We start from the raw sequence: 25,775 nt of genomic DNA, 5'->3' as shown, positions 1-25,775 counted from the left end.
CTTACTACGCAGAAAGGGGCTAAAAAAGTCCTTGTGACCACTCGACTCGACTGGGCTGCTTTGAGTTGATTGAAGGCGTTAGCTGCCTCGCCGTTGCAGCTCTAATGGGGCAGTTTCCCGCGCAGGGCGCTGTAGGTCCAGGTGCCGGCCAGGGCGGCCACAATCATCACTGCTGCCGCTCCAATGCCGCTGCCCAACTGCGCAAACAGCGGGCCGGGGCAGGCCCCAGTGATGGCCCAGCCCAGCCCAAAAATGAAGCCGCCAATCCAGACGCCGTGGTTGAACTGCTTGTCGGCGATGACGATGGGCTCGCCGCTGAGGCTTTTGAGGCGGTTGCGCTTGATGAGCTGAATCGAAACCAGCCCCACCACAATGGCCGAGCCGATGACGCCGTACATGTGAAAAGCCTGGAACCGGAACATTTCCTGAATTCGAAACCAGCTGATGACTTCGCTCTTGGTGAGAATGATGCCGAACAATGTGCCTAGGACCAGGTACTTAAAATACTTCATCACAATGAATTAAAACAGCAGCGGGAAAATCAGCCAGGTCATCGCCAGGCCGCCGGCAAAGAAGCCCACCACCGCCACCAGCGACACCCATTGCAGGTTGGAAAGGCCCGAAATGGCGTGACCCGAGGTGCAGCCGCCCGCGTAGCGCGTGCCGAACCCCACCAGAAAGCCGCCCAGCACCATAAACACCCAGCCCTTCCAGCTGCCCAGGTTTTCGAGGGCAAACAGCTCGCGCGGGAGCAGGCCGGTGAAGTCGGTGAGGTGCATTTGCGCCTTCAGGTCCCGCACCGTTTCGGCCGAGATGGCCACCGCCGCCGGGTGGCCCATGAGCCGGTAGCCGATGAAGCCGCCCAGCGCAATGCCAAGCACAAACACCAGGTTCCAGCTTTCGGCCCGCCAGTTGTAGTGCAGAAACGGAATGCCCGCCGGCACGCAGGCGGCACAGATGTGCCGCAGCGACGAGCTGATGCCCAACACTTTATTGCCCGCCAGCAACAGCGCCGGCACCGTCAGCCCAATGAGCGGCCCGGCTACGTACCAGGGCCAGGGCTTTTGCAGAAGTTCAAGCATGAATCAATAAAATCAACCCAAAAAGAGACTGATATGGCCTACCGCGCTATCGAATAGGGCCAGTCGAGGATGCCGCCGGCCAGGTTGAAAACCTGGCCAAAGCCCGCGGCTTTCAACTGCGTGGCGGCCGTGGCCGAGCGCGCCCCGCTGCGGCAGTACACGTAGGTGGGGCGGGTAGGGTCGAGGTTGGCCACGCGCTGGGCAAAGTCCGGGCTGGTGACTTCGAGGTGGCGCGCCCCGCGCAGGTGGCCCTGGGCAAACTCCTCGCGGCGGCGCACGTCCAGCAGCACGGCGCGGCCATCGGTCAGGCCTTCGGCAAACTGTTCGGACGAGAGGTTTTTGTAAGTAGAATCGGTTTTAGACACTTCGAACATGGCGGTAAGGATTTAAAAATGAATGATAAATGAATTGTAAGGTTGTGCCGGTAATACGGCTAATGCGCTGCGCCGGCCAGCTGAAACGACTGCACGGCCTCGCCCAAATCGAGCACCCGCGCGCCGGGCCGGGCCGCCGCCACAATGCTGCTGCCCGCCGCCGAACGGTAGCCGCCCGCGCAATGCACCAGCACGGGCTTGTCGGTCGGGATTTCGGGCACCCGCTCGCGCAGCTCCGGCAGCGGAATGTTCAGCGCGCCGTCGAAAATCGGCTCGTCGCGGTGTTCCGCCGCGCTCCGGATATCCACGATGGTGTACTGCTCGGAGTGCCGGCGGAACTGCGCCACGTCCAGTACCGGCAGCGTGGCGGCGGTAGCCGGCGTGCCCACTAGCGCACCCTGAATCAACGGTTCATAGCCGATTTTGGCAGTTTTCTGAATCAGGTTTTCCAGGGTTGCCGCATCGGCCGCCACCAGGTAAAACGGCTAGGCCGGCCCCACTACGGAGCCCAGCCAGGTTTCAAACTTGCCACCCTGCTAGAGGTTGATGGCCCCCAAGATGTGGCCTTTTTTGAATTCGGCTTCGGGGCGGGCATCCACCACCAACGCGCCCGCCGCCGGGATGGTGCCGGCGGGCAGGCGCGGCACCTGTGCCACGCCGGGGGCGTAGGCGGGTGCGCCGGCCTTGTTCAGTGCCACATCGTAGCCGAAATATTTCGGGATGAATGGCTGGTCGGCCAGCAGTTCCTTGATGAAATCGGCCGCGCTCAGGGGGCGGAGGGCGTAGTTGCCGGCTTTTTCGGCCCCGATGGTGCTGCTGTTGGCTCCGCTCATGGCCTTGCCGCACAGGCTGCCCGCGCCGTGTGCCGGGTACACCAGCACGGCATCGGCCAGTGGCATCAGCTTCTCGCGCAGCGAGTGGTACAGCTGGCGGGCCAACTCCTCGCGCCGGGCGGTGAGGTTGCCGGCCTTTTCGCGCAGGTCGGGCCGGCCCACATCGCCGATAAACAGGGTGTCGCCGGTGAAAACGGCCACGTCCTGCCCCGCACGGCTGAGCACGATGCTGATGGAATCGGGCGAGTGGCCGGGCGTATTGAGGGCGCGGAAGGTGAGCTGGCCCACGGTGAAGGAATCGCCGTCGTCAAACGCCTCGTGGGCATAATCGGCCCCCAGCAGCCGGCTCACGCGGATAACGGCCCCGGTGTACTGCGCGATTTCCAGGTGCGAGGACACGAAATCGGCGTGCGGGTGCGTCTCAATCACGCTCACAATTCGGGCGTTGTGGGCCTGCGCGTAGTCGCAGTAGGGCTGCGGGTTGCGGGCCGGGTCGATGAGGACGATTTCGCGGGCGCACTCGCTCAGAATGGCGTAGGAGAAGTGCGCCAGGCCCTTGTCCTCAAACTGTTCGATTTTCATGGGAAGCAACAGCAAAAACGAATGAGAAAACGGATATAATATTCTGGAAAATCACGATTTAGCCGTGGTGAAACAGCAGCTCCTTGGTCAGAATAAACGTGCCCATTCCCAGCGTAAACCAGCCAAATGCCGGCTTTAGCCTAGCCCCCGGAATGAAGCGCGCCAAGTAGGTGCCCAGCACGATGCCGCCCAGCGCAAACGCCAGAAACCCCAGCAGAAACGGCCAGGCCACGGCCGTGCCCGCGCTCAAATCCCCCGTGAAGCCGATGAGCGAGTTTAGGGCGATGATGGCCAGCGAGGTGCCCACGGCCAGCTTCATGGGCAGGCGCGCCCCGAGCACCAGCGCCGGAATAATGAGGAAGCCGCCCCCCGCGCCCACAAACCCCGTGAGCGTGCCCACCACCAGCCCAATGCCGAGAATGAGCGGGTAATTAAATGCCTGCCGGTGGTGCAACTCCCCGGCCGGCACCACCTCGGCCGGCCGGCTGCGAATCATGGACGTGGCCGCCGCCACCATCAGCACCGCGAAAGCCACCAGCACCAGCAAATCCTTGGTGAACACGAGGCCGCCAATGGCGAACAGCTCGTGCGGAATGGCCGGCAGCACCACTTTGCGCACCAGAAACACCGCCAGCAGCGAAGGAGCCAGAAAAACAACGGCCGTACGCAGCGACACCAGCCCCTTCCGGAAGTAGCCCGTGGCCCCCACCACCGCCGTGCTGCCCACCACAAACAGCGAGTACGCCGTGCTTAGCACCGGGCTCACGCCCATCAGGTACACCAGCACGGGCACCGTGAGAATGGAGCCGCCCCCGCCCATAATGCCCAGCGAAAGCCCAATAAAAATGGCCGCGAAATAGCCGAAATAATGCAGCATCAGGGGTAAAAAACGTATGAAATTATGATTATTTGTTCATGTATTAGGCCAAAAAAAAGTCGCTGTACTTACAGGAACGTACACGCGGCCAAGCACTGAATCACGTCGATGACTTCGCGCATTTTGAGGGCGTAGTAGATGTTTTTGCCGTCGCGGGTGCTGCTCAGGATGCCTTTCAGCTTCATGCCCGAGAGGTGGTGGGAAAGGAGGCTCTGCTCCACGTTCAGCCGCTCGCTGATGTCGGAAACGGCCAGGCTCTCGTGGTTGGCCAGCAGCTGCACCACGGCAATGCGCGTGGGATGCGCCGTGGTCTTGAGAATGAAGGCCACCTTCTCCATCTTCTCGACGGAGAGATTCATGTCGACGGCAGGGGCGGCGGGGGGCATCATCGACTGCAAACTTATGAACAATTGTTCATTTATGCAAGTGTCGGGCCTCGTTTAGGTCGTCGCCTTTCTAAACGGTTCCGAATTGTTGGCGAAACCCGGCCCCTCAGTACGGAAACACCGACTCGTAGTATTTGATGGTTTCGGCGATGCCTTCTTGGAAATCGGTGAAGCGGAACTCCGGAAATACCTGGCGAAACTTAGCGTTATCCATTACCTTTTTGGGCGCACCGTCGGGCTTGCTGGCATCCCAGCGGAGCTGGCCGTGGTAGCCGAATTTGGTTTGGATGATGCCCACGAGCTCGCGCACGCTCAGGCCGTCGTTCTGGGCCAGGTTGGTGGGCTGGTTGAGGCCGGGGCGGTCGGGGTTTTGCAGCACTTCCCAGACAAGGCGGGCAAAATCGGAAGCGTAGAGCCACTCGCGGATGGGCAGGCCGGTTCCCCAAATCGAGAGCTCGGGCTGGCCCAGGTTTTCGGCCTTCACAAACTTCGAAATCAGTGCATTGAGCGCATGAGCTTTGTTGGGGTCGGTCGAATCGAAGGGACCGTACATATTGGGCGTGAGCAGGTGAATGCTGCGCACCCCGTATTGCATCCCGAAGCACTCGGCGGTGGCCCACAGCAGGCGGCGGCTGGCCCCGTAGCTCAGCACGGAGCGGTGCAGGTGGCCGTTCCACCAGCCGCTTTCCTCAAATACGTCGGCCTCGGCCGGGTAGGCGCAATTGGCAATCGGGTTGACCACTAGGGCGTCCGGACATTCCCGGGCCACGGCCTCGTACATGCCCAGAATCATGCGCGAGTTGTCGGCTATTACCGTAGCGGCCTTCTCCGTCACGTAGTTGAGGCTACCCACATGGGCCGCGCAGTTCACGATGTGCGTGGGGCGGTGGGCGCGCAGAAACGCGGCCGTAGTGGCGGCATCACGCAGGTCGAGGCCGGTGCTGAGCGACGCGCCCACGTAGTCCACGCCTTGGCGGCACAGCTCCTTTGCCACGTTGCGGCCGGCAAAGCCGGTGTGGCCAAACAGCACAACTTTCATGGCCGGGCTCACCATCCTTGCTTGATTACATCCACGATGTAGGCCACCTGTTCGGCGGTCAGGGCATCGTGCAGGGGCACGTGAATCTGGGTTTCGTCGAAGCGGCGCTGGCGGGTCAGGTCGGGGCGCTTGCCCCCAAACAGCGCGTTGTGGTCGATGCCGTCATGCACGACTGACGAGGCCACGCCTTTGGCCCGCAGCGCCCGAATGAAGCTGAGGCGGTTTTCGACGTGAAAGCCGAACAGCCAGTGGGCGCTTTCACGGTCGGGCTGATGCACGAAGTGGGTGAGGCCGGGCACCTGGCGCAGGCCGTCGCGGTACTGCTGCACGCGGGCGCGGCGCGCCGTCATGCGCTCATCAAAGCCGTCGAGGTTGGCCAGCCCAAGGGCGGCGGCGTAGTCCGAAAGGTGGTATTTATAGCCCACGTCGATGAGGTCGTATTCGCGCTCGCCCAGCTCATTCACCGGCGAATTGGCCCGGTCGATGCCAAACCAGCGCCGCCGAAACACCTCACGGGCCATTTCTGGGGCGCGGGCGCACAGCGCCCCGCCGTCGCCGGTGGTGAGGTGCTTGATGGCCTGAAACGAGAAGCAGGTGAAGTCCGAAACAGCCCCGATGGCTTGGCCCCGGTAGCTGGCCCCGGGGCTGTGGGCCGCGTCCTCAATCACCACCAGCCCGTGCTTATCCGCAATGGCCTGGATTTCGGCCAAATCGCAGGGGTAGCCGCCCCAATGCACCGCCATGATGGCCCTGGTGCGCTCCGTGATGCGGTGCTCGATGTCGGCGGGGTCAATGTTGCCAGTTTCGTACTGAATATCGGCAAACACCGGCCGGGCACCCACCTGCACCACCGTCAGGGCCGAGGCGATGAAGGTTTGCGGGGCCAGAATAACCTCGTCGCCCGCCCCGATTCCGGCTACTTCCAGGGCCAGGTGCAGCGCGCTGGTGCCCGAGTTCAGGGCCGCTGGGTGGCGCATGCCCAGCTCGGCGCTCAGGCGGGCTTCAAACTCCTGCACCAGCTTTCCTTCGCTCAAATAGGTGCTGGCCAGCACGTCGCCCACCCGCCGGGCCGCGCCGGGATGCACAAACGTGCTGAACATGGGCAGCAGCTGGCCCACTGCGGGAGCCGAGGTACCCACCAGTGGGGCAGATGTGGAAGCGTTAACCATTGGTGATATGGAAAAATGTGGCTTAAATATAATAATATCTTTGGATATTAATTTACAATTTTTAGTAATTAGTTTTTTTGATGAAAAAATAGTGGCTTGCTGGGAATACAGGCTGACTGCCCAAGCATCAGGCCGCCCCGGTTTCGCCTCGGAACCAGTAGGCCATTGGCCGGCCGTGCCGCGAGCTGAAGCCTGGCCCCGGCCGGCCAGCGCCGCCGGCTACCGGCAAAACTGCCCCTGCCACCGCGCATGAATAGAAATGGATTTAAAACAAAACCAATATCGGCCCGGGCGTAATGCGGAGTATATTGCCTTTTAGCCAGGTTTTATATTTGTAATATGCTGCAATAGAGTCATTTTATGCAAATTTATTCAATGTGATTTTCCAAATACAAAATTCTAATAATAGTCTTTTTCCGCGAAAGGCTGAACCAAAATAAAACGACAAAAGTTAGGCTCCCAAGTATCGGATATAGTCCTGATGCTGAATTTGAATGCTTGCCCATTAAATAACTATATGTTTCACTATGCTCGCTCCCGCTTCGGGGCGGCGTAAAACCCCAAAGTTGTTTGCATGAAAAAAATGCCCCTGTTCCTGGGTGTGGCCCTCGCCGCGCTGACCTTAGCCTCCTGCGAAAAAGAGCTCGAGCAAGTAAATAGCTCTCCCCAATCATCCTCGGCGGCCTCCACGCTGGCCAAGCCCGACCTGCTCACGACCGGTACCTGGCGCCAGACTGGCCTCACCGTGAGCGCGGCCGGCGAAGGCACGGCCCCCGCCGCCACCTCCGACCTGTTTGCCCAGGCCAAGCCCTCTATGCTGGTGCAAAGCGCCGTGTATAAGTCGGATGGCACTTACACGCTGCTGCGTGGCCCGCGCCCCGGCAAGCAAACCGCCGAGCCCGTGAGCGGCACCTGGCGCCTGACGGCTTCGGCCGACTCGCTCATCCTCACGCAGGCCGACCGCACCCGCCGCTTCGCCGTGGCCGAGCTAACGGATAACACGCTGCGCCTCACCCATTCGGAAGGCGCTGCCGGTAAAGGCTCGGTATATACTTCGGTGTTTTCGCGCTAGACACACCGTTTTCCTGGGCACGCTGCACCGCCCGGCCACCATGGCCGGGCGGTGTTTTTTTGGGCCGGCAGGCACGTAGCGCAAACTGTTGGTTCGCGTCTCCGAATGGCGCGGGTACGTGAACTGAGAGTTCGCGCTACGGCATTAGCGCCGGCTGCCAATCATACTTTCGGCCAAGGGGCTGTCGTCGTAGCCGGCCGTAAAATCCAGCAGCAGGTGCTTCAGTTCGGGCGGGGCCTGGGCCAGGTTGCTTACCCGGAAGTAGGCCGCGCTGGGGGCCAGGTAGCCCGGCAGCGCCAGCGCCTTGGTCCCGGAGCGAAAACTCATGCTCCAGTCTGGAAACAGGTGCGTGGTGCTGGGGCCTTCGCTCAGCACCACAAGGTGCTCGTGGCGCGGGTCGGCGGCAATGCGGTGGTAGTAGAGGTGCTGCACGGCCCCCTTTTCGCCTTCCAGTAGTTGCAGGAACTGGCCGTTGGGCGCGTGCAGCAGAATACCGGTGATGCCTCGGGCGGCGTTGTACATGCGGGACTGTTGCAGCAGTTCCAGCAGCTCCGGCAGGCTGAAGCTGGCCAGGGCCAGGCTTTGGTATAGAAGGTGATACAAGCCCATAACCGGGAAGCTGCTGAAGCCGCAACGGCGGCTATAAGAAAAAAGAATGGAGGCTTACCTATACAAGGCTGCCGACAGTGGCGCGGGGAGCCAGCGCCAGCCAGTGATGACCAGAATGAGCCGGATTGGTGCATAATGTGGCGGGAGTGAAAGGGCCACAGATACTTATAGTTGGCAAGCGTTCAAATGTACATATAATTTTAATGATTACATATTGTATATTAATTTGATTCAAAAAATAAGATATGCCATCTGGCAGAGGTGGGGCGACAAACCCGGCGTTGGCCATGCCCTGCCAGCGACTGGCATAATCCCCCGGGCTGGCCGGGCCATTGCCGTGCCTCAAGGGCCATCGGCCGGGTCCATGAACAGAGGTCAGCGTTTGGGCAAGAATTTAATATATTAAATAATGAATATTAAAAACTTTAATGCTCTGTGATTCAGTCACAAGTCTTGTCATTATTTCCACAAATAAAATTATTGCACTAATATTTAATCATATTAAATATTGATAATTAAATATTAAATCTATACCTTACTCCCATATTCATCCGGGGAGCCATGCGCTTGCCGCGGATAGTCAACAACCTGTTACTTCCTGAGCTATGGAGCGTTATGTACGATACTCGGATACTTCCCGCTTTATTCTGCTGGCCATGGACGGCGGCCTCATCTGGCTGGCCTTTCACGCGGCGCAGCTGGTGGTGTGGCACTCGTGGTCGATGCAGGGCGAGACGCCCTTTTTTATCATCGCGTTTGCGCTGCTGTGGTGGCTGCTCTCGCGGCAATATGCCAACGTGTACCGGCTCGACCGCCGCATCTCCTACGGCGAGAAGCTGCGGCACCTGCTAAAGGCGTTTCTGCTGCACGGCGTGCTGGTGGTGGGCACGGTGGTGGCGCTGCGCATCAATTATCTATCGACGCGCTACTTGGCCGCGGTGTATGGGTTTGCGGTGGCGGGGGTAGTGGTGGGTCGCTTCGGCATCACGTTTGGCTACCGCACCTGGCTGCGGTATTTTGCCCGGCTGCACAACCGTTTTGTGATAGTGGGGGCCAGCCAGAGCGGGCAGGAGCTGTACCATGCCCTCACGGCCGACGACTCGGCCAGCTACCAGTTCAAGGGTTTTTTTACAGACGAGGCGCTGCCCACCAACCTGCGGGCGCACCGGCGCGGCGCGGTGACGGACCTAATGAGCTACTGCCTAAGCACGCCGGTAGACGAAATCTACTACGCACTGCCGCTCGATAGGCACGATTTGATTGAGGAGCTGTCGCGCTTCGCGGAGGACCATTTCCTGGCCTTCCGCATTGTGCCCGACTACCAGGGCACGGTGGGCCAGGACGTGGGCGTGTATTTCCATGACCATTTGCCCATTCTCATGGTGCGGCAGGAGCCGTTGGGCTTCCGGACCAATCAGGTGGTGAAGCGGGTGTTTGACCTGGCGTTTTCGCTGCTGGTGATTTTGGGGTTGTTTCCCATTATTCTGCCGGTGCTGGCGCTGCTCATCAAGCTGGATTCGCCGGGGCCGGTGTTTTTCAAGCAGATGCGGCCGGGCAAGCGCAACAAGCTGTTTCCGTGCTACAAGCTGCGCACGATGCGCGCCGACCACCGCCAGACCGAGTTGCAGGCCACCAAGGCCGACCCCCGGGTGACGCGGGTAGGTGCTTATCTGCGTAAGTACAATCTGGACGAGCTGCCGCAGTTCTTCAACGTGCTGCTGGGGCATATGTCGGTGGTAGGGCCGCGGCCTAATATGGTGTCGCAGCTGGAGGAATATTCCAAGCGCGGCCGCACCTACCAGCTGCGCCACGCCGTGACACCCGGCATCACGGGCTACGCGCAGGTGAACGGCTTCCGGGGCGAAACCCGCGCCCCCAACGCCATGGAAAAGCGCGTGGAATACGACCTGAAATACGTGCAGAACTGGTCGTTCGGGCTCGATTTGCAAATCATCGGCAAAACCGTGCGCAACATGGTGAAGGGCGAGGAAAACGCCTATTGATGTGGGTCAATGGATTGGCGGGTTAGTGGATGGACCAAATTCATAAACTCTCAATTCGCCGCCCATTAACTCACCAACCCATCAACCCATCAACCCACTAAATACTATGCTGCCCAAACACGCTGTCCTGCACGCCAATATCTCGACGGGGCGCACCGCTGATTTCGTCGATACCATTCTGGGGCTGGGCGCGGCGCGGGCCTCGGCCTATGTGTGCTTTGCCAATGTGCATATGCTGGTGGAAGCCGAACGCAACGCCGAGTTCCGGCAGATTGTGAACAACGCGGCGGTGGCCGCGCCCGATGGCAGCCCGGTGGCAGCGGCGGTGCGCTGGTTTCGGGGGCCGGCGCAGGAGCGCATGGCGGGCATGGACCTGCTGCCCGCTCTGCTATGTGCTGCCGCCGAGCGCGGGCAGGCGGTGTATTTCTATGGCACTACCGATGACGTTTTGCAGGCCATGGTGTGGCGGGCGCGCTGGGAATTGCCCACGCTGCGAATAGTAGGCGCCTATGCGCCACCGTTCCGCCCGCTCACGGACGAGGAGGACGCCGACGAGGTGGCCGCCATCAACGCGGCCGACCCGGATTTGCTGTTTGTGGCGCTGGGCTGCCCGCGCCAGGAGCGCTGGATGGCGGACCACCAGGGGCGCATCGGGGCGTGCATGCTGGGGGTGGGGCAGGCCTTCCGGGTGTATGCCGGGCTGGAGCCACGCCTGCCGTCGTGGGCGCGCAAGCTGTGGCTGGAATGGGCCTTCCGGCTGTGGCAGGAGCCGCGCCGCCTGGCCCGCCGCTATTTCGTCACCAACACCCGCTTCATGTACCTGATGGCCCGCGCCACGCTCGAAAACATGGTCGGCTGGCTGCCGGCCGTGGCCTGAGCGGGCCATTCACTCATTCGACCCTTCACCCATTCATCCATCCAATATGAAAGCAGTGATACTAGCGGGCGGCTACGGCACCCGAATCAGCGAGGAAAGCGGCGTGCGGCCCAAGCCCATGGTAGAAATCGGCGGCAAGCCCATTCTGTGGCACATCATGAAGATTTACGCCCACCACGGCATCACCGATTTTGTGATATGCTGCGGCTATAAAGGGCACATGATTAAGCAGTATTTCTCCGATTATTTCCTGCTGAACTCGGACGTGACATTCCGGATGGACCGCAACGAGATGCAGATTCACCGCAATAACGCCGAGCCCTGGACCGTGACGCTGGTAGACACCGGCCTGGAAACCATGACCGGCGGCCGCCTGCGCCGCGTGCAGAAGTACCTGGATGATGAGACGTTTTGCCTGACCTATGGCGACGGCGTGAGCAACGTCGACATCGCGGCCAGCATCGCCTACCACCGTTCGCAGGGCGTGCTGGCCACCCTCACGGCGGTCCGGCAGCCGGGCCGTTTCGGGGTGTTCAACCTGAGCGATACCGACAGCCACGTCAGCAACTTCATGGAGAAGCCCGAGGGCGGCGAAACGCCCTGGATTAACGGCGGCTTTTTCGTGCTGGAGCCGGGCATCTTCGACTACCTCGACCACGACCAGACGGTGTGGGAAAAGGCTCCGCTGGAGCACCTGGCCGCCGCCGGGCAGTTGGCCGCCTACCGCCACGCCGGCTTCTGGCAGCCCATGGACACGCTGCGCGACCGCAACATGCTGGAAGAACTGTGGCAGGCCGGCAAGGCCGAATGGAAGCTCTGGGACCAGGTTTCCACCGCTCCCGTGACCGCGCCCGAGCTCAAAACCATTCTGGCCGCGCCGTTGGCCGAGCCCGCCGGCCGGGGCCGGCCGGCCGCCACCCGCCTCATGCCCAGCGACTGAAACCACGACCACGAACGCCTTGCCGGGCACCGCTGGCGCATTGCCGGAGCTCCGCCGAGATAGGACGGAGCCCCTTCCCACGGCCGCGATGGGTTGGCGCGCCCGGTATGGCATTCTGGTTGATTGATGGCTGTATAAATCTCACTATTAATAAACTGTGTTATGAAACCTGCCCGCATTCTCATCACCGGTAATATGGGCTACGTGGGGCCCGGCGTGGTGCGCCACCTCCGACAAACCTACCCCGACGCGGAGCTGATTGGCTACGACATGGGCTTTTTTGCCCACTGCCTGACGGGGGCCACGCGCCTGCCCGAGTCGCGGCTCGACCGTCAGGTGTTTGGCGACGTGCGGACGCTACCCTCGGGCCTGCTGGCCGGCGTGGATGCCGTGGTACACCTGGCCGCCATTTCCAACGACCCCATGGGCACGGCCTACGAGGACGTGACGATGGACGTAAACTACCGCGCCGGCATCGCGCTGGCCAAGCGCGCCAAAACCTACGGCGTGAAAAGCTTCGTGTTTGCCAGCTCGTGCAGCATGTACGGGCTGGGCGGCGAGGACGCCAAAACCGAAACTTCCACCCTGAACCCGCTCACGGCCTACGCCCGCTCCAAGGTGGCCAGTGAGCGCGACCTGGCCCCGCTGGCCGATGCAAACTTCCGGGTGACCTGCCTGCGCTTCGCCACGGCCTGCGGCTGGAGCGACCGCCTGCGCCTCGACCTGGTGCTGAACGACTTCGTGGCCGGCGCGGTGGCCACCGGCGAAATCAGCATTCTGAGCGATGGCACGCCCTGGCGGCCCCTCATTCATGTGCTGGATATGGCCCGTGCCATTGGCTGGGCCGTGACGCGCGAGGCCAGCAACGGCGGGGCCTTCGTGGCTGTGAACGCCGGGGCCAACAGCTGGAACTACCGGGTGCGCGAGCTGGCCGAGGCCGTAGCCGCTGCCATTCCCGGCACCCAGGTGCGCCTCAACCCCGACGCCGCCCCCGACCTGCGCTCGTACCGCGTCGATTTCAGCCTGTTCCGCCGCCTCGCGCCCGACCACCAGCCCATCCATACCCTCGCCGATACCATCAGCGAGCTCCAGCGCAAGCTGGTGGAAATGGGCTTCCGCGACCCCAATTTCCGCGCCTCGCGGCTGATGCGGCTGCGCGTGCTGGCCGCCCTGCGCGAGCAGGACGAGCTGACCGAGGACCTGACCTGGACTCCTGGCCCGGCCAAAGCCGCCGTGCCGCTCTATCGGGCTGAGCTGGTGGTGGTGTAAGCCATCTGGGCTATGAGAACGTCAATCAAGAGAACGTCATGCTGAGCGCAGCCGAAGCATCGCGCCCGCCGCTACTAATCAATACGATTGGATTACTACCCCACGCGCGATGCTTCGGCTGCGCTCAGCATGACGGCCAGAAATCAATTCAACTTGCCAATCACCCCTTCACCTTGCTTTTAATGCGATGAAATTTACCGAAACTGCCCTTGCCGGGGCCTTCCTCATCGATGTGGACCGGCTGAGTGATGAACGCGGCTTTTTTGCCCGCTCCTGGTGCGAAGACGAGTTTGCCGCCCACGGCATTGCCATGCCGCCGCAGCAGGCCAACCTGTCCTATAACCCGCGCCGGGGCACGCTGCGCGGCATGCACTACCAACTGGCGCCCTACGAAGAAACCAAGCTGGTGCGCTGCACCCGGGGCGCTATTCTGGACGTGATAGTGGACCTGCGCGAGGAGTCGCCCACCTTCGGAAAGTGGATAGCGGTGGAGCTGGCCGCCAATAATTACCGGATGCTGTTTGTGCCCGGATGCTTCGCCCACGGCTTCCTGACTCTCGAAGACAATACGGACGTGTGCTACCAGGTGTCGGCCAAGTACACGCCGGGGGCCGAGCGCGGCCTGCGCTGGGACGACCCCGCCATCGGCATCCGCTGGCCCTTTCAGCCCCTGCTTATCTCCGAAAAAGACCGGAAACACCCCGATTTTCAGGGGCTGGCCGTGCCGATGAAGGAACTGGTGTAACTGAAGCAAGGCCCGGTCCGACCGCCCTAGGCGGTCTGACCGGTTGCCGGCCGAACGAATGTTGCCGGCCGAACGAATCCAGCTGCGCAAGCCCGGACGAACCCTAATGGCGCTTGCAAAAACCGGTCGGACCGCCTAGGGCGGTCGGACCGGCGCGCCTCCCCAAAACTGCTTTTCTCACCTCTCTTTCTGCATTATGATACTTGTTGACAACGCTTTGAAGAAGCGCCAGCTGGCCGGTCAGCCCATTCGGGTGGGCATGGTGGGGGCGGGCTTTATGGGCCGGGGCGTGGCCCTGCAAATCTGCCGCTACGTGCCCGGCATGGAGCTCGTGGCCATTGCTAACCGCACCATTGAGCAGGCCCGGCGGGCCTACCACGAGGCCGGCGAGCTGGGGCCCATCGAGGTCAGCTCAGTACACGCGCTGGAGGCCTGCATTGCGCGGGGCGAGCGCGCCATCACCGACGACGCGCTGCTGCTGAGCCGCGCCGAGGGCATCGATGCCATCATTGAAGTGACCGGGGCGGTGGAGCACGGCGCGCGCGTGGTGCTGGAGGCCATCCGGCACGGCAAGCACGTCGTGCTGCTGAACGCCGAGCTGGACGGCACGGCCGGGGCCATCCTGAAAGTATACGCCGACCGCGCCGGCGTGGTGTACACCGTGAGCGACGGCGACCAGCCCGGCGTGACCCTCAACCTGGCCCGCTTCGTGCTGGGCCTGGGCGTGAAGCCGGTGCTTTGCGGCAACATCAAGGGCCTGCACGACCCCTACCGCAACCCCACCACCCAGGAGGGCTTTGCGAAGCAGTGGGGCCAGAACCCGAGCATGGTCACGAGCTTCGCCGACGGCAGCAAAATCAGCTTCGAGCAGGCTGTGATTGCCAATGCGCTGGGCATGGAAGTAGCCCGGCGCGGCATGTACGGCCCCACCGTGGCCCCGGGCACGCCCATAAGCAAAGCCGCCGAGTGGTACCCGACGGAGCGCCTGCTGGACGGCGGCCCCGGCATCGTGGACTACGTGGTGGGGGCCGAGCCTGGCCCCGGCGTGTTCATCCTGGGTACGCACGACGACCCCATTCAGCAGCACTACCTCAAGCTGTATAAGCTGGGGCCGGGGCCGCTGTACTGCTTCTACACGCCCTACCACCTGTGCCATTTCGAAACGCCGAATTCGGTGGCGCGGGCGGTGCTGTTCGGCGATGCCTGCCTGGCCCCCGCCGGCGCTCCTAAAGTGGAGGTGATTACGGCCGCCAAAATCGACCTGCGGGCCGGTGACACCCTCGACGGCATTGGCCACTACATGACCTACGGGCTGGCCGAAAACTACACCGTATCCCGCGCCGAAAACCTGCTGCCCATTGGCGTGGCCGAGGGCTGCCGGCTGCTACGCGACATTCCCAAAGACCAGGTGCTGACTTACGACGACGTGGCGCTGCCCGCCGGCCGCCTCATCGACCAGCTGCGCCGCGAGCAGGAACTCTATTTCAACCCGCCCCAGCTGGCCGCCACCGCCGAGCCGCTCGTGCCCGCCGATTTTGCCCTGGCCAACCTTTAAATCAACCAACCAAAGCCGCCTTTTTCCTGCTATTACACCGAAGTTTCGTCGCCATGAATCCCACGCTGGTTGAGTTTTTGAAACACCCCGGCCCGTTGCCCACGCGGCAAAACGATGCCGCGGCCCCGGCCGAAACCGCGGCCCCGGCCGCCCCGCGCCCCGCCACGGCCCCGCTCACGGTGCTGGTGCTGGAGGGCGAGTATCGCCTCACGGGGGCCGTGCTGTTTTGCCTGAGCCGGCAGGCCGGGGTGCGGGTGCATCTGCTGTCGCGCGATGCGCGGAGCCCGTACCGGTTTTCGAGCTACGTGCGCTCGTTTCACCTGCTCGCGCCCGAAAGCCCGGCGGAGGTATTCGTGGCCTTCGTGCAGAACGCCGCCCGGGCCACCGGGGCCGAAGTGCTGCTGCCGGTGGACGTGGCCGGCATGCGTTTCGTGATTGCGCACCGCACGGCGCTGGCCGAGGCCACGCGGCTGCTGCCGCTGCCGGCCGCCGCGTACTACGAAATTGCCACCGACAAGGGCCTGCTGGGCGCGTTCATGCAGGAGCACCACATTCCCGCGCCCGACACCATCGTGGACATTCGGCACGACCTGGCGGCCAAGCTGGAAACGTTCGAATTCCCGGTGCTGCTGAAGCCCATTGAGGGGGCCGGCGGCCGGGGTATTGTGCGCTACGCCACCCCCGAGGCCCTGCTGGCCGCCGTGGCCGCGCTGCCCGCCGGCAGCCGCTACATCGTGCAGAACTGCATCGCGGGCTACGACATCGACTGCAACGTGCTGTACCAGAACGGGCAGCTCATTGCCCATTCCATTCAGAAGGGCCTGGTGGCCACGGGCGACGAATACGCCCCCACCGAGGCCATCGAATTTGTGCATCACGATGCCGTGCTGGCCGTGGTAGACCGCCTGATGAAGGCCCTGCGCTGGAACGGCGTAGCCCACCTCGACCTGCGCTACGACGCCCGCACCCGCCAAATCAAGGTCATCGAAATCAACACCCGCTTCTGGCTCACGGTGGTGGGCTCGGCGCTGGCGGCGGGCGTGAATTTCCCGCTGCTGGCCTGCCAGGTAGCGGCCGGGCGGGCGGCGGCTCCCGCGCCATTCCGGGAGGGGCGCTACATCCCGTTTGCCAACTACCTCAAGTACCGCTACGGCCGCCGCGTGCGCCGGCCCGATGACGTGCGGTTTTCGCTGCGCGACACCAGCGTGGGCGCTTTTCTGGGCGACCCGCTGACCAAGATTTACCGCTTCCTCACCGACGAGGACTAGGCCCGCTGCCCGGCTGCGGCCGGGGGCTGGGGCGGCCATCGAAACCTATTCATTTCTTCATCCACTTCACGCTTATATCCGATGCATTCGCACCAGTTTCGCCATGAAAAGTGTTTTGACTGTCATTTTTTGCGCCTTGCTACTGGTGGGCGGCCAGCCGCTGCGTGCGCAGACGCCGCCCACGGGCTTCACTTCCACTGTTGTTTCCTCGGGCTGGAACGAGGCGGTGGGCTTTGCTTTCAATAGCACGGGTAGTAAGATGTTTGTCTGGGAGCGGCCGGGCAAGGTGTGGGTGGTGGTGAACGGCCAGCGCCAGCAGTTGATTGACATCACCGAGGAAGTAGGGGCCTGGGCCGACCACGGCCTGCTGGGCTTTGCCCTCGACCCCAGCTTCAACACCAACGGCTACATGTATTTGATGTACGTGGTGGACCGGCACTACCTGCTGAACTTTGGCACGGGTAATTACAGCGCCACCGCCAACGACTACTACAGCGCCACCATTGGCCGCATCACGCGCTACACGGCCACGGCCAGCGGCACGGGCTACACCGTGAACCCGGCCAGCCGCAAAATCCTGATTGGGGCCACCAAAAGCACGGGCATTCCTTCAACCCACGACGGCCACTGCACCGGCTCGCTGGTGTTTGGCACTGACGGCACGCTACTGGTATCAACCGGTGACGGGGCCCACTGGGCGCCGGATTTAGGCAGCTACAACGAAACCTACTACGCGGAGGCGCTCGCCGATGGCATCATCTCCGCCAAGGAAAACGTGGGGGCCCTGCGCGCCCAGTTGGTAGACTGCCTAAGTGGTAAAATCCTGCGCCTGGACCCTGCCACCGGCAACGGCGTGCCCAGCAACCCTTTTTATGACGCCGCCAGCCCCGGCGCGCCCCGCTCCAAAGTCTGGACGCTGGGCCTGCGCACGCCCTTCCGCATGAGCCTGCGGCCCGGCACCGGCAACCCCGACCCCACCCAGGGCAACCCCGGCACGCTCTACCTGGGCATGGTGGGGGCCTCTACCTGGGAAGAAATAACGGTGATAGACGGCCCCCGGAAGAACCTGGGCTGGCCGCTGTTTGAAGGACTGACGCCCTATCCGGCGTTTACCAACTCGAACGTGTACAACCGCGACGCGCCCAACCCGCTCTACAACACGGGCGGCTGCACCAAGCAGTTTTTCTATTTCCAGGACCTCATCAAACCGGCCACGCCCAGCGGCACGGCCACCTTCCCCAACCCGTGTAATACGGCGCAATCGATTCCGGCCAGCATTCCCACCTTTGTACACACCCGGCCGCTCATCGACTGGGGCCACGGGCCGGGGCCGTCGCGCACGGGCACCTTCAGCGGGAGCACGCCTACTACCAGCAACATCGGGGCGGCGGGCTCGCCGGTGAGCGGGCCGCAGTTTGGGGGCAATTCGGTGACGGGCGGGGTTTTTTACCCCTACACTGACTTTCCGGCCCCGTATGCCAACTCGTATTTCTTTGGGGACTACGTGGGCGGCTGGATTCGGAGCATGACCGTGAACAGCAGCAACCAGCCCAGCGCGGTGCGCAACTTTGTGGACACCGGGGCCGTGCCGGTGTTTTTTGGCACCAGTCCGGGCGAAACGGGGCTGTTTTACGTCAACTTTTACCCTTCGGAAATCCGCAAAATCAGCTACGTCACCGCGGCCAGCCCGCCGGTGGCGGTGGCTACTTCTAATAAAACCTACGGAGCCGGCCCGCTCACGGTGCAGTTCACGGGCAGCAATTCGACCGACCCCAACGGCGGGGTGCTGACCTACCGCTGGGATTTTGGCGATGGCACGGCCACCAGCTCCTCGGCTAACCCCGGCCACACGTTTTCGCCGGCCACGTCGGCCCCCACCAACTATACCGTCACGCTGACGGTGACCAATCCGCAGGGCCTGACCAATCAGGCTTCGCTGCTGATTTCGGCCAATAACACGCCGCCGCAGGTCACTATTACCAGTCCGACGGCCGGCACGGTGTACCCACTCACGGGCAACACCACTTACCAGCTGGCGGCCAGCGTGGTGGACAATGAGCAGAGCGGCCACCTGCTCTTTTATAAGTGGCAAACCGTGCTGCACCACCTCACGCACCAGCACCCCGACCCCGTGGATACTACGCGGCAAACCAGCACCATGGTGGGTCCCTACGGCTGCGGGGCCGAAGCGTACTATTACACCGTATCGCTGACCGTGACCGATGCCGGCGGCCTCTCGACCACGCAGCAAGTGCGCCTCGACCCCGACTGCACCACGCCCAGCTTCACGCTGGTGGACGCTGACGCCGCTTCCGATGCCGACATTCAGCCCCTGACCAATGGCGCGATTCTCGACCTGGCCACCTTGCCCACCCGCCACCTGAACATCCGGGCCAATGCCGACCCGGCCACCACTGGCAGCATGGTGTTTTCCCTCACCGGCCCCCAAACCCAGGCCGTGACCGATAACACGGCCCCCTACGCGCTGTTTCTGGACGTGAATGGCGACTACAACTCCTGGACGCCGCCGGTGGGCAACTACCAGCTCACGGCCACCGGCTACAGCGGGGCCAATGGCACCGGTACCGCCCGCCCGCCGCTCTCCATCAGCTTCACGGTCACGGATTCCAGTACCCCCGGTTCGTTCACGCTCACCACGGCCACCGTGGGCAGCGGCACCGTGACGAAAAACCCGAATTCGGCCACTTATGCCAGCGGCAGCAGCGTGACGCTGACGGCCGCTCCGGCGGCGGGCTTCACCTTCACCGGCTGGAGCGGCGATGCCAGCGGCAGCACCAACCCGCTCACCGTGACCATGACGGCCAATAAATCCATCACGGCCACGTTCACGGCCACCTCGGGCGGCGGGTACACGTTTTACCGGGCCATCAACCTGGGCGGGCCGGCCCTCACGCTGGATGGCAACGCCTGGGGCGGCTCCACGGCGGCCAACTATTCCACCAACGGCTCTGCCTTCGAGAACCAGGCCGTGGCCCTGATTCCGGCCACCGATGCCGTGCGCGCGGGCATGATTCGGCAGGCCGTTTTCGGTCCTGGGCTGAGCGTAACGCTCTCGGCCGTGCCCGCCGGCACCTACCAGGCCTACCTGTACGTGTGGGAAGACAGCAGCCCTGAGGTAATCAACCTGTCCCTTAACGGGCAAGCCGTACTAAACAACTACAGCACCGGCCCCGGCGGCACCTGGGCCCGGCTGGGGCCCTATAATGTGACGCTGGCTGCCCCGGGCTCGGTGCAGTTCACCAGCACTGGCGGCTGGCCCAACTTTTCGGGCATGGAACTCTGGCAGCAAACCGGCGGCACGCCCACCAGCTACACGCTCACCACGGCCACCGTGGGCAGCGGTTCGGTGACACCGAATCCGAACCAGGCCACTTACCTCAGCGGCAGCACGGTGAGCCTGACGGCTACGCCAGCAGCGGGCTATGCCTTCAGCGGCTGGAGCGGCGCGGCCACGGGCACGGCCAATCCCTTGTCGGTGACGATGAATGCCAACAAGAACATCACGGCCACCTTCACCGCCATTCCGGCCGGGCAAAGCGTGACAAGCTACACGCTGGTGAATGCCGACACGAATGGCGACATCCAGACGCTGACCACGGGGGCGACGCTGAACCTGGCCACGCTGCCCACCCGCAACCTGAACGTGCGGGCCAACACCAACCCGGGCACGGTGGGCAGCGTGGCAATGTCGCTGACCGGCGCGGCCACCAGGGACCAGACCGAGTCGGTAGCGCCCTACGCGCTGTTTTCGGACGCTGGCGGGGCGTACAATCCGTGGACGCCGGCGGTGGGCAGCTACTCGCTCACGGGCACGCCCTTCACGGCGGGCGGGGGCGGGGGCACGGCCGGCACGCCGCTCAGCGTCACCTTCAGCGTGGTTGACCAGGCCGGCCCCACCTACACCCTGACGACCGCCACGGTAGGCAGCGGCACGGTGACCAAAAGCCCGAACGCGGCCAGCTACGCCAGCGGCTCGACGGTGAGCCTGACGGCCACGCCGGGGGCGGGCTACGCCTTCACGGGCTGGAGCGGGGATGCCAGCGGCAGCGCCAACCCGCTCAGCGTGACCATGAATGGAAATAAGAACATCACGGCCACCTTCACGGCCACCACGACCACCACTTACACGCTGACGGTGAACACCACTGGCACGGGCACCGTCACCAAAAACCCGAACGCCGCCAGCTACCTCAGCGGCACGACGGTGAGCCTGACGGCCACGCCGGGGGCGGGCTTCACGTTCACGGGCTGGAGCGGCAGCGCCACGGGCAGCACCAATCCGCTAAGCGTGGCCATGACGGCCAACAAGACCATCACGGCCACCTTCACGGCCAGCGCGGGGCAGCAGTTGGCCGGCTTCGTGCTGGTGAACGCGAGCACCGGCACCGACATCCAGGCCCTGACCACGGGCACGACGTTGAACCTGGCCACGCTGCCCTCGCGCAGTCTCAACGTGCGGGCCACCACCAGCCCGGCCACGGTGGGCAGCGTGGTCTTCGCCCTGAGCGGGACGCAAACCCAGAACCAAACCGAGTCGGTGGCCCCATACGCGCTGTTTGGGGATAACGGCGCGGGCGTGTACAACGCCTGGACGCCGGCGGTGGGCAGCTACACGCTCACGGCCCGGCCCTACACGGGCGGTGGGGGCGGGGGCACGGCCGGCACGGCCCTCACCGTCACCTTCAGCGTGAGCGACCAGGCGGCGCGGGTGGCGGCGGCTACCGCCAGCAACGCGGCGTTGGCTCCGGCCGAGGTCTACCCGAACCCCTCGCCTAACGGGCACTTCCACCTGCTGCTGCCGGCCGCCTTCACCGGTGAGGTGCGCTACCGGCTGATTTCGGTGCTGGGGGCCACGCTGGCCAGCGGCACGCTGCCGGCCGGGGCGCGCACGGCCGAGCTGGATTTTGCCCAGCCGCTTTCCGGCACCAGCCTCAGCTACCTGCTGCTGGAGGACGGCAAGCATACCGCTCAACTCAAGCTCCTGCGCCAGTAACACCGGTTTTTGCCAGCTGCTCTTCTTCCGCTCTCTTTTTCTGCAAATCCACTTTTCTTCTCGCCATGAAATCGTCACTTACGGGTTTTCTGCTGGCCATTGTGCTGATTTGTTGGGGCGGCTGGGGGCAGGCCCAGACGCCGCCCACGGGCTTCACCTCCACCACCGTCTCGGCGGGCTGGAACGAGGCCGTCGGGCTGACTTTCAATAGCACCGGCAGCAAGATGTTTGTGTGGGAGCGGCCGGGCAAGGTGTGGGTGGTGGTGAACGGCCAGCGCCAGCAGTTAATTGACATCACCGAGGAAGTGGGGGCCTGGGAAGACCAGGGCCTGCTGGGCTTTGCCCTCGACCCCAGCTTCAATACCAACGGCTATATGTACCTGCTGTACGTGGTGGACCGGCACTACCTGCTGAACTTCGGCACGGCCAGCTACAGCGCCACCGCCAACGACTACTACAGCGCCACCATCGGGCGGCTCACGCGCTACACGGCCACGGCCAGCGGCACGGGCTACACCGTGAACCCGGCCAGCCGCAAAATCCTGCTCGGGGCCACCAAAACCACCGGCATCCCGTCCACCTTCAACGGCCACGTCACGGCGGCGCTGCAATTTGGCTCCGATGGTACCCTGCTGGTGGCCACCGGCGACGGGGCCCATCCGTACCCCGACCTGGGCAACTACAACGCCACCTACGCGGCCCAGGCCCTAGCCGATGGCATCATCACGGCCAAGGAAAACGTGGGTTCGCTGCGGGCGCAGCTGGTGGACTGCTACAACGGTAAAATCCTGCGCATTGACCCCAGCAACGGCAATGGCGTGGCCAGCAACCCGTATTACGATGCCGCCAACCCCGGCGCGCCCCGCTCCAAAGTGTGGGCCCTGGGCTTCCGCAACCCGTTTCGGATAACGCGGAAGCCCGGCACGGGCAGCACCGACCCGGCCACCGGTAACCCCGGCACCATTTACCTGGGCGACGTGGGCGCGGCCAGCTGGGAGGAAGTGGACGTGGTGAGTGGCCCGCGCCAGAATTTCGGCTGGCCGCTGTTCGAGGGCCTCACGCCCTACGACGCCTTCACCACCTCGAACGTGTACAACCGCGACGCGCCCAACCCGCTTTACAACACGGGCGGCTGCACCAAGCAGTTTTTCTATTTCCAGGACCTCATCAGGCAGGCCACGCCCACGGGCACGGCTACTTTTCCCAATTCCTGCAACACGGCCCAGACCGTGCCCGCCAGCATTCCCACGTTTGTACACACCCGGCCGCTCATCGACTGGGGCCACGGGCCGGGGCCGTCGCGCACGGGCACGTTCAGCGGCAGCACGGCCACTACCAGCAACCTGGGCGCGGCGGGCTCGCCGGTGGCGGGTTCGCAGTTTGGGGGCAGCGCCTCCACGGGCGGGGTGTTTTATCCCTACACTGATTTTCCGGCGCAATACCGCAATACCTACTTTTTCGGCGATTACGTGGGCGGCTGGATTCGCAGCCTGACCGTGAACGCCAGCAACCAGCCCAGCGTGGTGGGCGACTTCGTGCCCAGTGGGGCTGTACCGGTGGCTTTCGCCACCAGCCCCGGCGAAACGGGCTTGTTCTACGTCAACTTTTACCCCTCGGAAATCCGCAAAATCAGCTACGTCACCGCGGCCAGCCCGCCGGTGGCGGTGGCTACTTCCAACAAAACCTACGGGGCCGGCCCGCTCACCGTGCAGTTCACGGGCAGCAATTCGACCGACCCCAACGGCGGGGTGCTGACCTACCGCTGGGATTTCGGCGATGGCACCGCCACCAGCGCGGCCGCCAACCCCAGCCACACGTTTGCGCCGCCCACCTCGGCCGCCACCAACTACACCGTCACGCTCACCGTGACCAATGCCCAGGGCCTGACCAGCCAGGCTTCGCTGCTGATTTCGGCCAACAACACGCCGCCGCAGGTCACCATCACCAGCCCGGCGGCGGGCACGCAGTACCTGCTCACGGGCAATACCACCTACCAGCTGCGCGCCACCGTGGTGGACAATGAGCAGAGCGGCCATCTGCTTAGCTACCAGTGGCAGACCATTCTGCACCACGCCAGCCACGAGCACCCCGACCCCGTGGACACCACCCGCCAGACCAGCACCACCATCGTGCCCTACGGCTGCGGGGCCGAAACCTACTACTACCGCATCCTGCTCACCGTGACCGATGCCGGCGGCCTGGCCACCACCCAGGAAGTGCGCCTCGACCCCAACTGCAACGCCACCAGCTTCACCCTCGTCGATGCCGATGCCGACGTGGACATTCTGGCCCTCACCAACGGCGCGATTCTGAACTTGGCCACCCTGCCCACCCGCAACCTGAACATCCGGGCCAATGCCAACCCCGCCACCACCGGCAGCGTGGTGATGGCCCTGAGCGGGGCCCAAACCCAGAACCAGACCGAATCGGTGGCACCCTACGCACTGTTCAGCGACGTGGGCGGCAACTACAGCCCTTGGACGCCGCCCGTGGGCAACTACACGCTGCTGGCCACGCCGTACTCAGGCAGCGGCGGCACGGGCACGCCGGGCGCGGCACTGTCCATCAGCTTTTCGGTGACGGATACCGGCACGCCGGGGCCGTTCACGCTCACCACGGCCGTGTTTGGCAGCGGCACCATCACCAAAAGCCCCAGCCAAACCACCTACGCCAACGGCACGAGCGTGACGCTAACGGCTACGCCAGCAGCTGGCTTCCAGTTCAGCGGCTGGAGCGGCGCGGCCACGGGCACGGCCAACCCCTTGTCGGTGACGATGAATGCCAACAAGAACATCACGGCCACCTTCACCGCCATTCCGGCCGGGCAAAGCGTGATAAGCTACACGCTGGTGAATGCCGACACGAATGGCGACATCCAGACGCTGACCACGGGGGCGACGCTGAACCTGGCCACGCTGCCCACCCGCAACCTGAACGTGCGGGCCAACACCAACCCGGGCACGGTGGGCAGCGTGGCAATGTCGCTGACCGGCGCGGCCACCAGGGACCAGACCGAGTCGGTAGCGCCCTACGCGCTGTTTTCGGACGCTGGCGGGGCGTACAATCCGTGGACGCCGGCGGTGGGCAGCTATTCGCTCACGGGCACGCCCTTCACGGCGGGCGGGGGCGGGGGCACGGCCGGCACGCCGCTCAGCGTCACCTTCAGCGTGGTTGACCAGGCCGGCCCCACCTACACCCTGACGACCGCCACGGTAGGCAGCGGCACGGTGACCAAAAGCCCGAACGCGGCCAGCTACCTCAGCGGCACGAGCGTAACGCTCACGGCCACGCCGGGGGCGGGCTTCACGTTCACGGGCTGGAGCGGCAGCGCCACGGGCAGCACCAATCCGCTGAGCGTGGCCATGACGGCCAACAAATCCATCACGGCCACCTTCACCGCTGCCACCGGCCCGCAGGTGACCGCCCTGACGCTGGTAAATGCTGATTCCGACCTCGATATCCAGCCCCTGACCACGGGCGCGGTGCTGAACCTGGCCACCCTGCCCACGGCCAACCTCACCGTCCGGGCCACCACCAGCCCGGCCACGGTGGGCAGCGTGCTCTTCGTGCTGGGCGGCGCGCAGTCCGTAACTCACAACGAGAACTTGCCCCCGTACGCGCTGTTTGCCGATTCCAACGGCGACTACAACCCCTGGACGCCGGCCATCGCCGTGGGCAGCTACACCCTCACCGCCACCGCCTATCCCGCCGCCGATAATGGCGGCACGGCCGGCACCCCGCTCAGCGTCAGCTTCACGGTGACCAACCAGGCGGCCCGCGTGGCGGCGGCGCCACCCGCCGCGCCCGCCTGGCCAAGCCTCGTCCCGGCCGCGGCCTACCCTAATCCTTCCGCCGACGGCCGCTTCTACCTGCGCCTGCCCGAAGCCTTGCAGGGCGCGGTGCGCTACCGCCTGCTCACGGCGCTGGGGGCCACGGTGGCCACCGGCACTCTCCGGGGCGATAGCGCGGGGACGCGCCTCGATTTCTCGCACGAAATCAACGCCACCGGATTCTACTACCTGCTGCTCGAAAACAACCACGCCGCCGCCCGGCTCAAGCTGCTGCGGCAGTAGCTGCCGCA

The 25,775-nt window shown here is 63.9% G+C and carries 20 protein-coding genes; 10 read left to right on the top strand and 10 right to left on the bottom strand.

Translation table 11 applies throughout. The features are described from left to right. Positions 1-101: 101 nt before the first annotated feature. The 9 genes from ACVWYF_RS11995 to ACVWYF_RS11955 all read right to left on the bottom strand — a co-directional run bounded on the left by ACVWYF_RS11995 (position 102) and on the right by ACVWYF_RS11955 (position 6,342). Positions 102-512 (bottom strand): DUF6691 family protein, encoded by a 411-nt coding sequence (locus ACVWYF_RS11995; protein ID WP_457068183.1) that lies wholly within the window; start codon positions 510-512, stop codon positions 102-104. Positions 513-521: 9 nt separating this feature from the next. Next, positions 522-1,082 carry a YeeE/YedE family protein gene (locus tag ACVWYF_RS11990; RefSeq protein ID WP_457068181.1) on the bottom strand — a complete coding sequence of 187 codons (561 nt, stop codon included), beginning with the start codon at positions 1,080-1,082 and terminating at the stop codon, positions 522-524. Positions 1,083-1,120: 38 nt separating this feature from the next. Further along, a complete protein-coding gene (locus tag ACVWYF_RS11985; RefSeq protein WP_457068179.1) occupies positions 1,121-1,456 on the bottom strand; it encodes a rhodanese-like domain-containing protein in 336 nt (111 codons plus the stop codon). Positions 1,457-1,515: 59 nt separating this feature from the next. Next, positions 1,516-1,929 (bottom strand): rhodanese-like domain-containing protein, encoded by a 414-nt coding sequence (locus tag ACVWYF_RS11980; RefSeq protein WP_457068177.1) that lies wholly within the window; start codon positions 1,927-1,929, stop codon positions 1,516-1,518. Positions 1,930-1,992: 63 nt separating this feature from the next. Further along, a complete protein-coding gene (locus ACVWYF_RS11975; protein ID WP_457068176.1) occupies positions 1,993-2,871 on the bottom strand; it encodes an MBL fold metallo-hydrolase in 879 nt (292 codons plus the stop codon). A gap of 58 nt (positions 2,872-2,929) precedes the next feature. Then, positions 2,930-3,748 carry a sulfite exporter TauE/SafE family protein gene (locus tag ACVWYF_RS11970; RefSeq protein WP_457068173.1) on the bottom strand — a complete coding sequence of 273 codons (819 nt, stop codon included), beginning with the start codon at positions 3,746-3,748 and terminating at the stop codon, positions 2,930-2,932. 68 nt (positions 3,749-3,816) lie between these two features. Continuing rightward, positions 3,817-4,137, bottom strand: coding sequence for an ArsR/SmtB family transcription factor (locus ACVWYF_RS11965; RefSeq protein WP_457068171.1), 321 nt, complete (start codon positions 4,135-4,137; stop codon positions 3,817-3,819). Between the two features lie 103 nt (positions 4,138-4,240). After that, positions 4,241-5,173, bottom strand: coding sequence for an NAD-dependent epimerase/dehydratase family protein (locus ACVWYF_RS11960; RefSeq protein WP_457068168.1), 933 nt, complete (start codon positions 5,171-5,173; stop codon positions 4,241-4,243). Between the two features lie 8 nt (positions 5,174-5,181). Then, entirely contained in the window at positions 5,182-6,342 is a 1,161-nt protein-coding gene (locus ACVWYF_RS11955) for a DegT/DnrJ/EryC1/StrS family aminotransferase (RefSeq protein ID WP_457068165.1), read from the bottom strand. A 574-nt stretch (positions 6,343-6,916) separates the two neighbouring features. Between ACVWYF_RS11955 and ACVWYF_RS11950 the strand changes: the two genes are divergently transcribed. Continuing rightward, positions 6,917-7,414, top strand: a complete 498-nt coding sequence (locus ACVWYF_RS11950) for a hypothetical protein (protein ID WP_457068163.1) — start codon at positions 6,917-6,919, stop codon at positions 7,412-7,414. A 144-nt stretch (positions 7,415-7,558) separates the two neighbouring features. On the opposite strand, the gene ACVWYF_RS11945 is transcribed toward ACVWYF_RS11950, so the two are convergent. Then, positions 7,559-8,017 carry a BLUF domain-containing protein gene (locus ACVWYF_RS11945; protein WP_457068161.1) on the bottom strand — a complete coding sequence of 153 codons (459 nt, stop codon included), beginning with the start codon at positions 8,015-8,017 and terminating at the stop codon, positions 7,559-7,561. Between the two features lie 611 nt (positions 8,018-8,628). Between ACVWYF_RS11945 and ACVWYF_RS11940 the strand changes: the two genes are divergently transcribed. The 9 genes from ACVWYF_RS11940 (at position 8,629) to ACVWYF_RS11900 (ending at position 25,767) form a co-directional block, all read left to right on the top strand. Beyond that, positions 8,629-10,026 carry an exopolysaccharide biosynthesis polyprenyl glycosylphosphotransferase gene (locus ACVWYF_RS11940; protein ID WP_457068158.1) on the top strand — a complete coding sequence of 466 codons (1,398 nt, stop codon included), beginning with the start codon at positions 8,629-8,631 and terminating at the stop codon, positions 10,024-10,026. A 106-nt stretch (positions 10,027-10,132) separates the two neighbouring features. Then, entirely contained in the window at positions 10,133-10,903 is a 771-nt protein-coding gene (locus ACVWYF_RS11935; RefSeq protein ID WP_457068156.1) for a WecB/TagA/CpsF family glycosyltransferase, read from the top strand. A 46-nt stretch (positions 10,904-10,949) separates the two neighbouring features. Continuing rightward, positions 10,950-11,843 (top strand): glucose-1-phosphate cytidylyltransferase, encoded by an 894-nt coding sequence (gene rfbF / locus ACVWYF_RS11930; RefSeq protein ID WP_457068154.1) that lies wholly within the window; start codon positions 10,950-10,952, stop codon positions 11,841-11,843. 162 nt (positions 11,844-12,005) lie between these two features. Beyond that, the gene (locus tag ACVWYF_RS11925) at positions 12,006-13,112 is read left to right on the top strand and encodes an NAD-dependent epimerase/dehydratase family protein (RefSeq protein ID WP_457068151.1); all 1,107 of its coding nucleotides are present in this window, start codon (positions 12,006-12,008) and stop codon (positions 13,110-13,112) included. 187 nt (positions 13,113-13,299) lie between these two features. Next, on the top strand, positions 13,300-13,857 hold the full coding sequence (gene rfbC / locus ACVWYF_RS11920; RefSeq protein ID WP_457068149.1) for a dTDP-4-dehydrorhamnose 3,5-epimerase: 558 nt from the start codon (positions 13,300-13,302) through the stop codon (positions 13,855-13,857). Between the two features lie 196 nt (positions 13,858-14,053). Continuing rightward, positions 14,054-15,412, top strand: coding sequence for an NAD(P)H-dependent oxidoreductase (locus ACVWYF_RS11915; RefSeq protein WP_457068147.1), 1,359 nt, complete (start codon positions 14,054-14,056; stop codon positions 15,410-15,412). Positions 15,413-15,465: 53 nt separating this feature from the next. After that, positions 15,466-16,680, top strand: a complete 1,215-nt coding sequence (locus tag ACVWYF_RS11910) for an ATP-grasp domain-containing protein (protein WP_457068145.1) — start codon at positions 15,466-15,468, stop codon at positions 16,678-16,680. A gap of 115 nt (positions 16,681-16,795) precedes the next feature. Then, complete coding sequence (locus ACVWYF_RS11905; protein ID WP_457068143.1) at positions 16,796-21,694, top strand: InlB B-repeat-containing protein; 4,899 nt, start codon at positions 16,796-16,798, stop codon at positions 21,692-21,694. A 65-nt stretch (positions 21,695-21,759) separates the two neighbouring features. After that, positions 21,760-25,767: an InlB B-repeat-containing protein gene (locus ACVWYF_RS11900; protein ID WP_457068141.1), complete on the top strand. Its 4,008-nt coding sequence runs from the start codon at positions 21,760-21,762 to the stop codon at positions 25,765-25,767. The last annotated feature ends 8 nt before the right edge of the window (positions 25,768-25,775 follow it).

The organism is Hymenobacter sp. UYAg731, from assembly GCF_054061335.1.
This window is presented reverse-complemented; position numbering and strand designations above follow the sequence as displayed.

Bases quoted from the DNA above. Each gene is read 5' to 3' on its own strand.
- ACVWYF_RS11970 (WP_457068173.1), bottom strand. From the start codon at position 3,748: ATGCTGCATTATTTCGGCTATTTCGCGGCCATTTTTATTGGGCTTTCG.
- ACVWYF_RS11990 (WP_457068181.1), bottom strand. From the start codon at position 1,082: ATGCTTGAACTTCTGCAAAAGCCCTGGCCCTGGTACGTAGCCGGGCCG.
- ACVWYF_RS11960 (WP_457068168.1), bottom strand. From the start codon at position 5,173: ATGAAAGTTGTGCTGTTTGGCCACACCGGCTTTGCCGGCCGCAACGTG.
- ACVWYF_RS11910 (WP_457068145.1), top strand. From the start codon at position 15,466: ATGAATCCCACGCTGGTTGAGTTTTTGAAACACCCCGGCCCGTTGCCC.
- ACVWYF_RS11985 (WP_457068179.1), bottom strand. From the start codon at position 1,456: ATGTTCGAAGTGTCTAAAACCGATTCTACTTACAAAAACCTCTCGTCC.
- rfbC (WP_457068149.1), top strand. From the start codon at position 13,300: ATGAAATTTACCGAAACTGCCCTTGCCGGGGCCTTCCTCATCGATGTG.
- ACVWYF_RS11950 (WP_457068163.1), top strand. From the start codon at position 6,917: ATGAAAAAAATGCCCCTGTTCCTGGGTGTGGCCCTCGCCGCGCTGACC.
- ACVWYF_RS11965 (WP_457068171.1), bottom strand. From the start codon at position 4,137: ATGATGCCCCCCGCCGCCCCTGCCGTCGACATGAATCTCTCCGTCGAG.
- ACVWYF_RS11925 (WP_457068151.1), top strand. From the start codon at position 12,006: ATGAAACCTGCCCGCATTCTCATCACCGGTAATATGGGCTACGTGGGG.
- ACVWYF_RS11975 (WP_457068176.1), bottom strand. From the start codon at position 2,871: ATGAAAATCGAACAGTTTGAGGACAAGGGCCTGGCGCACTTCTCCTAC.
- ACVWYF_RS11995 (WP_457068183.1), bottom strand. From the start codon at position 512: ATGAAGTATTTTAAGTACCTGGTCCTAGGCACATTGTTCGGCATCATT.
- ACVWYF_RS11935 (WP_457068156.1), top strand. From the start codon at position 10,133: ATGCTGCCCAAACACGCTGTCCTGCACGCCAATATCTCGACGGGGCGC.
- ACVWYF_RS11940 (WP_457068158.1), top strand. From the start codon at position 8,629: ATGGAGCGTTATGTACGATACTCGGATACTTCCCGCTTTATTCTGCTG.
- rfbF (WP_457068154.1), top strand. From the start codon at position 10,950: ATGAAAGCAGTGATACTAGCGGGCGGCTACGGCACCCGAATCAGCGAG.
- ACVWYF_RS11900 (WP_457068141.1), top strand. From the start codon at position 21,760: ATGAAATCGTCACTTACGGGTTTTCTGCTGGCCATTGTGCTGATTTGT.
- ACVWYF_RS11955 (WP_457068165.1), bottom strand. From the start codon at position 6,342: ATGGTTAACGCTTCCACATCTGCCCCACTGGTGGGTACCTCGGCTCCC.
- ACVWYF_RS11915 (WP_457068147.1), top strand. From the start codon at position 14,054: ATGATACTTGTTGACAACGCTTTGAAGAAGCGCCAGCTGGCCGGTCAG.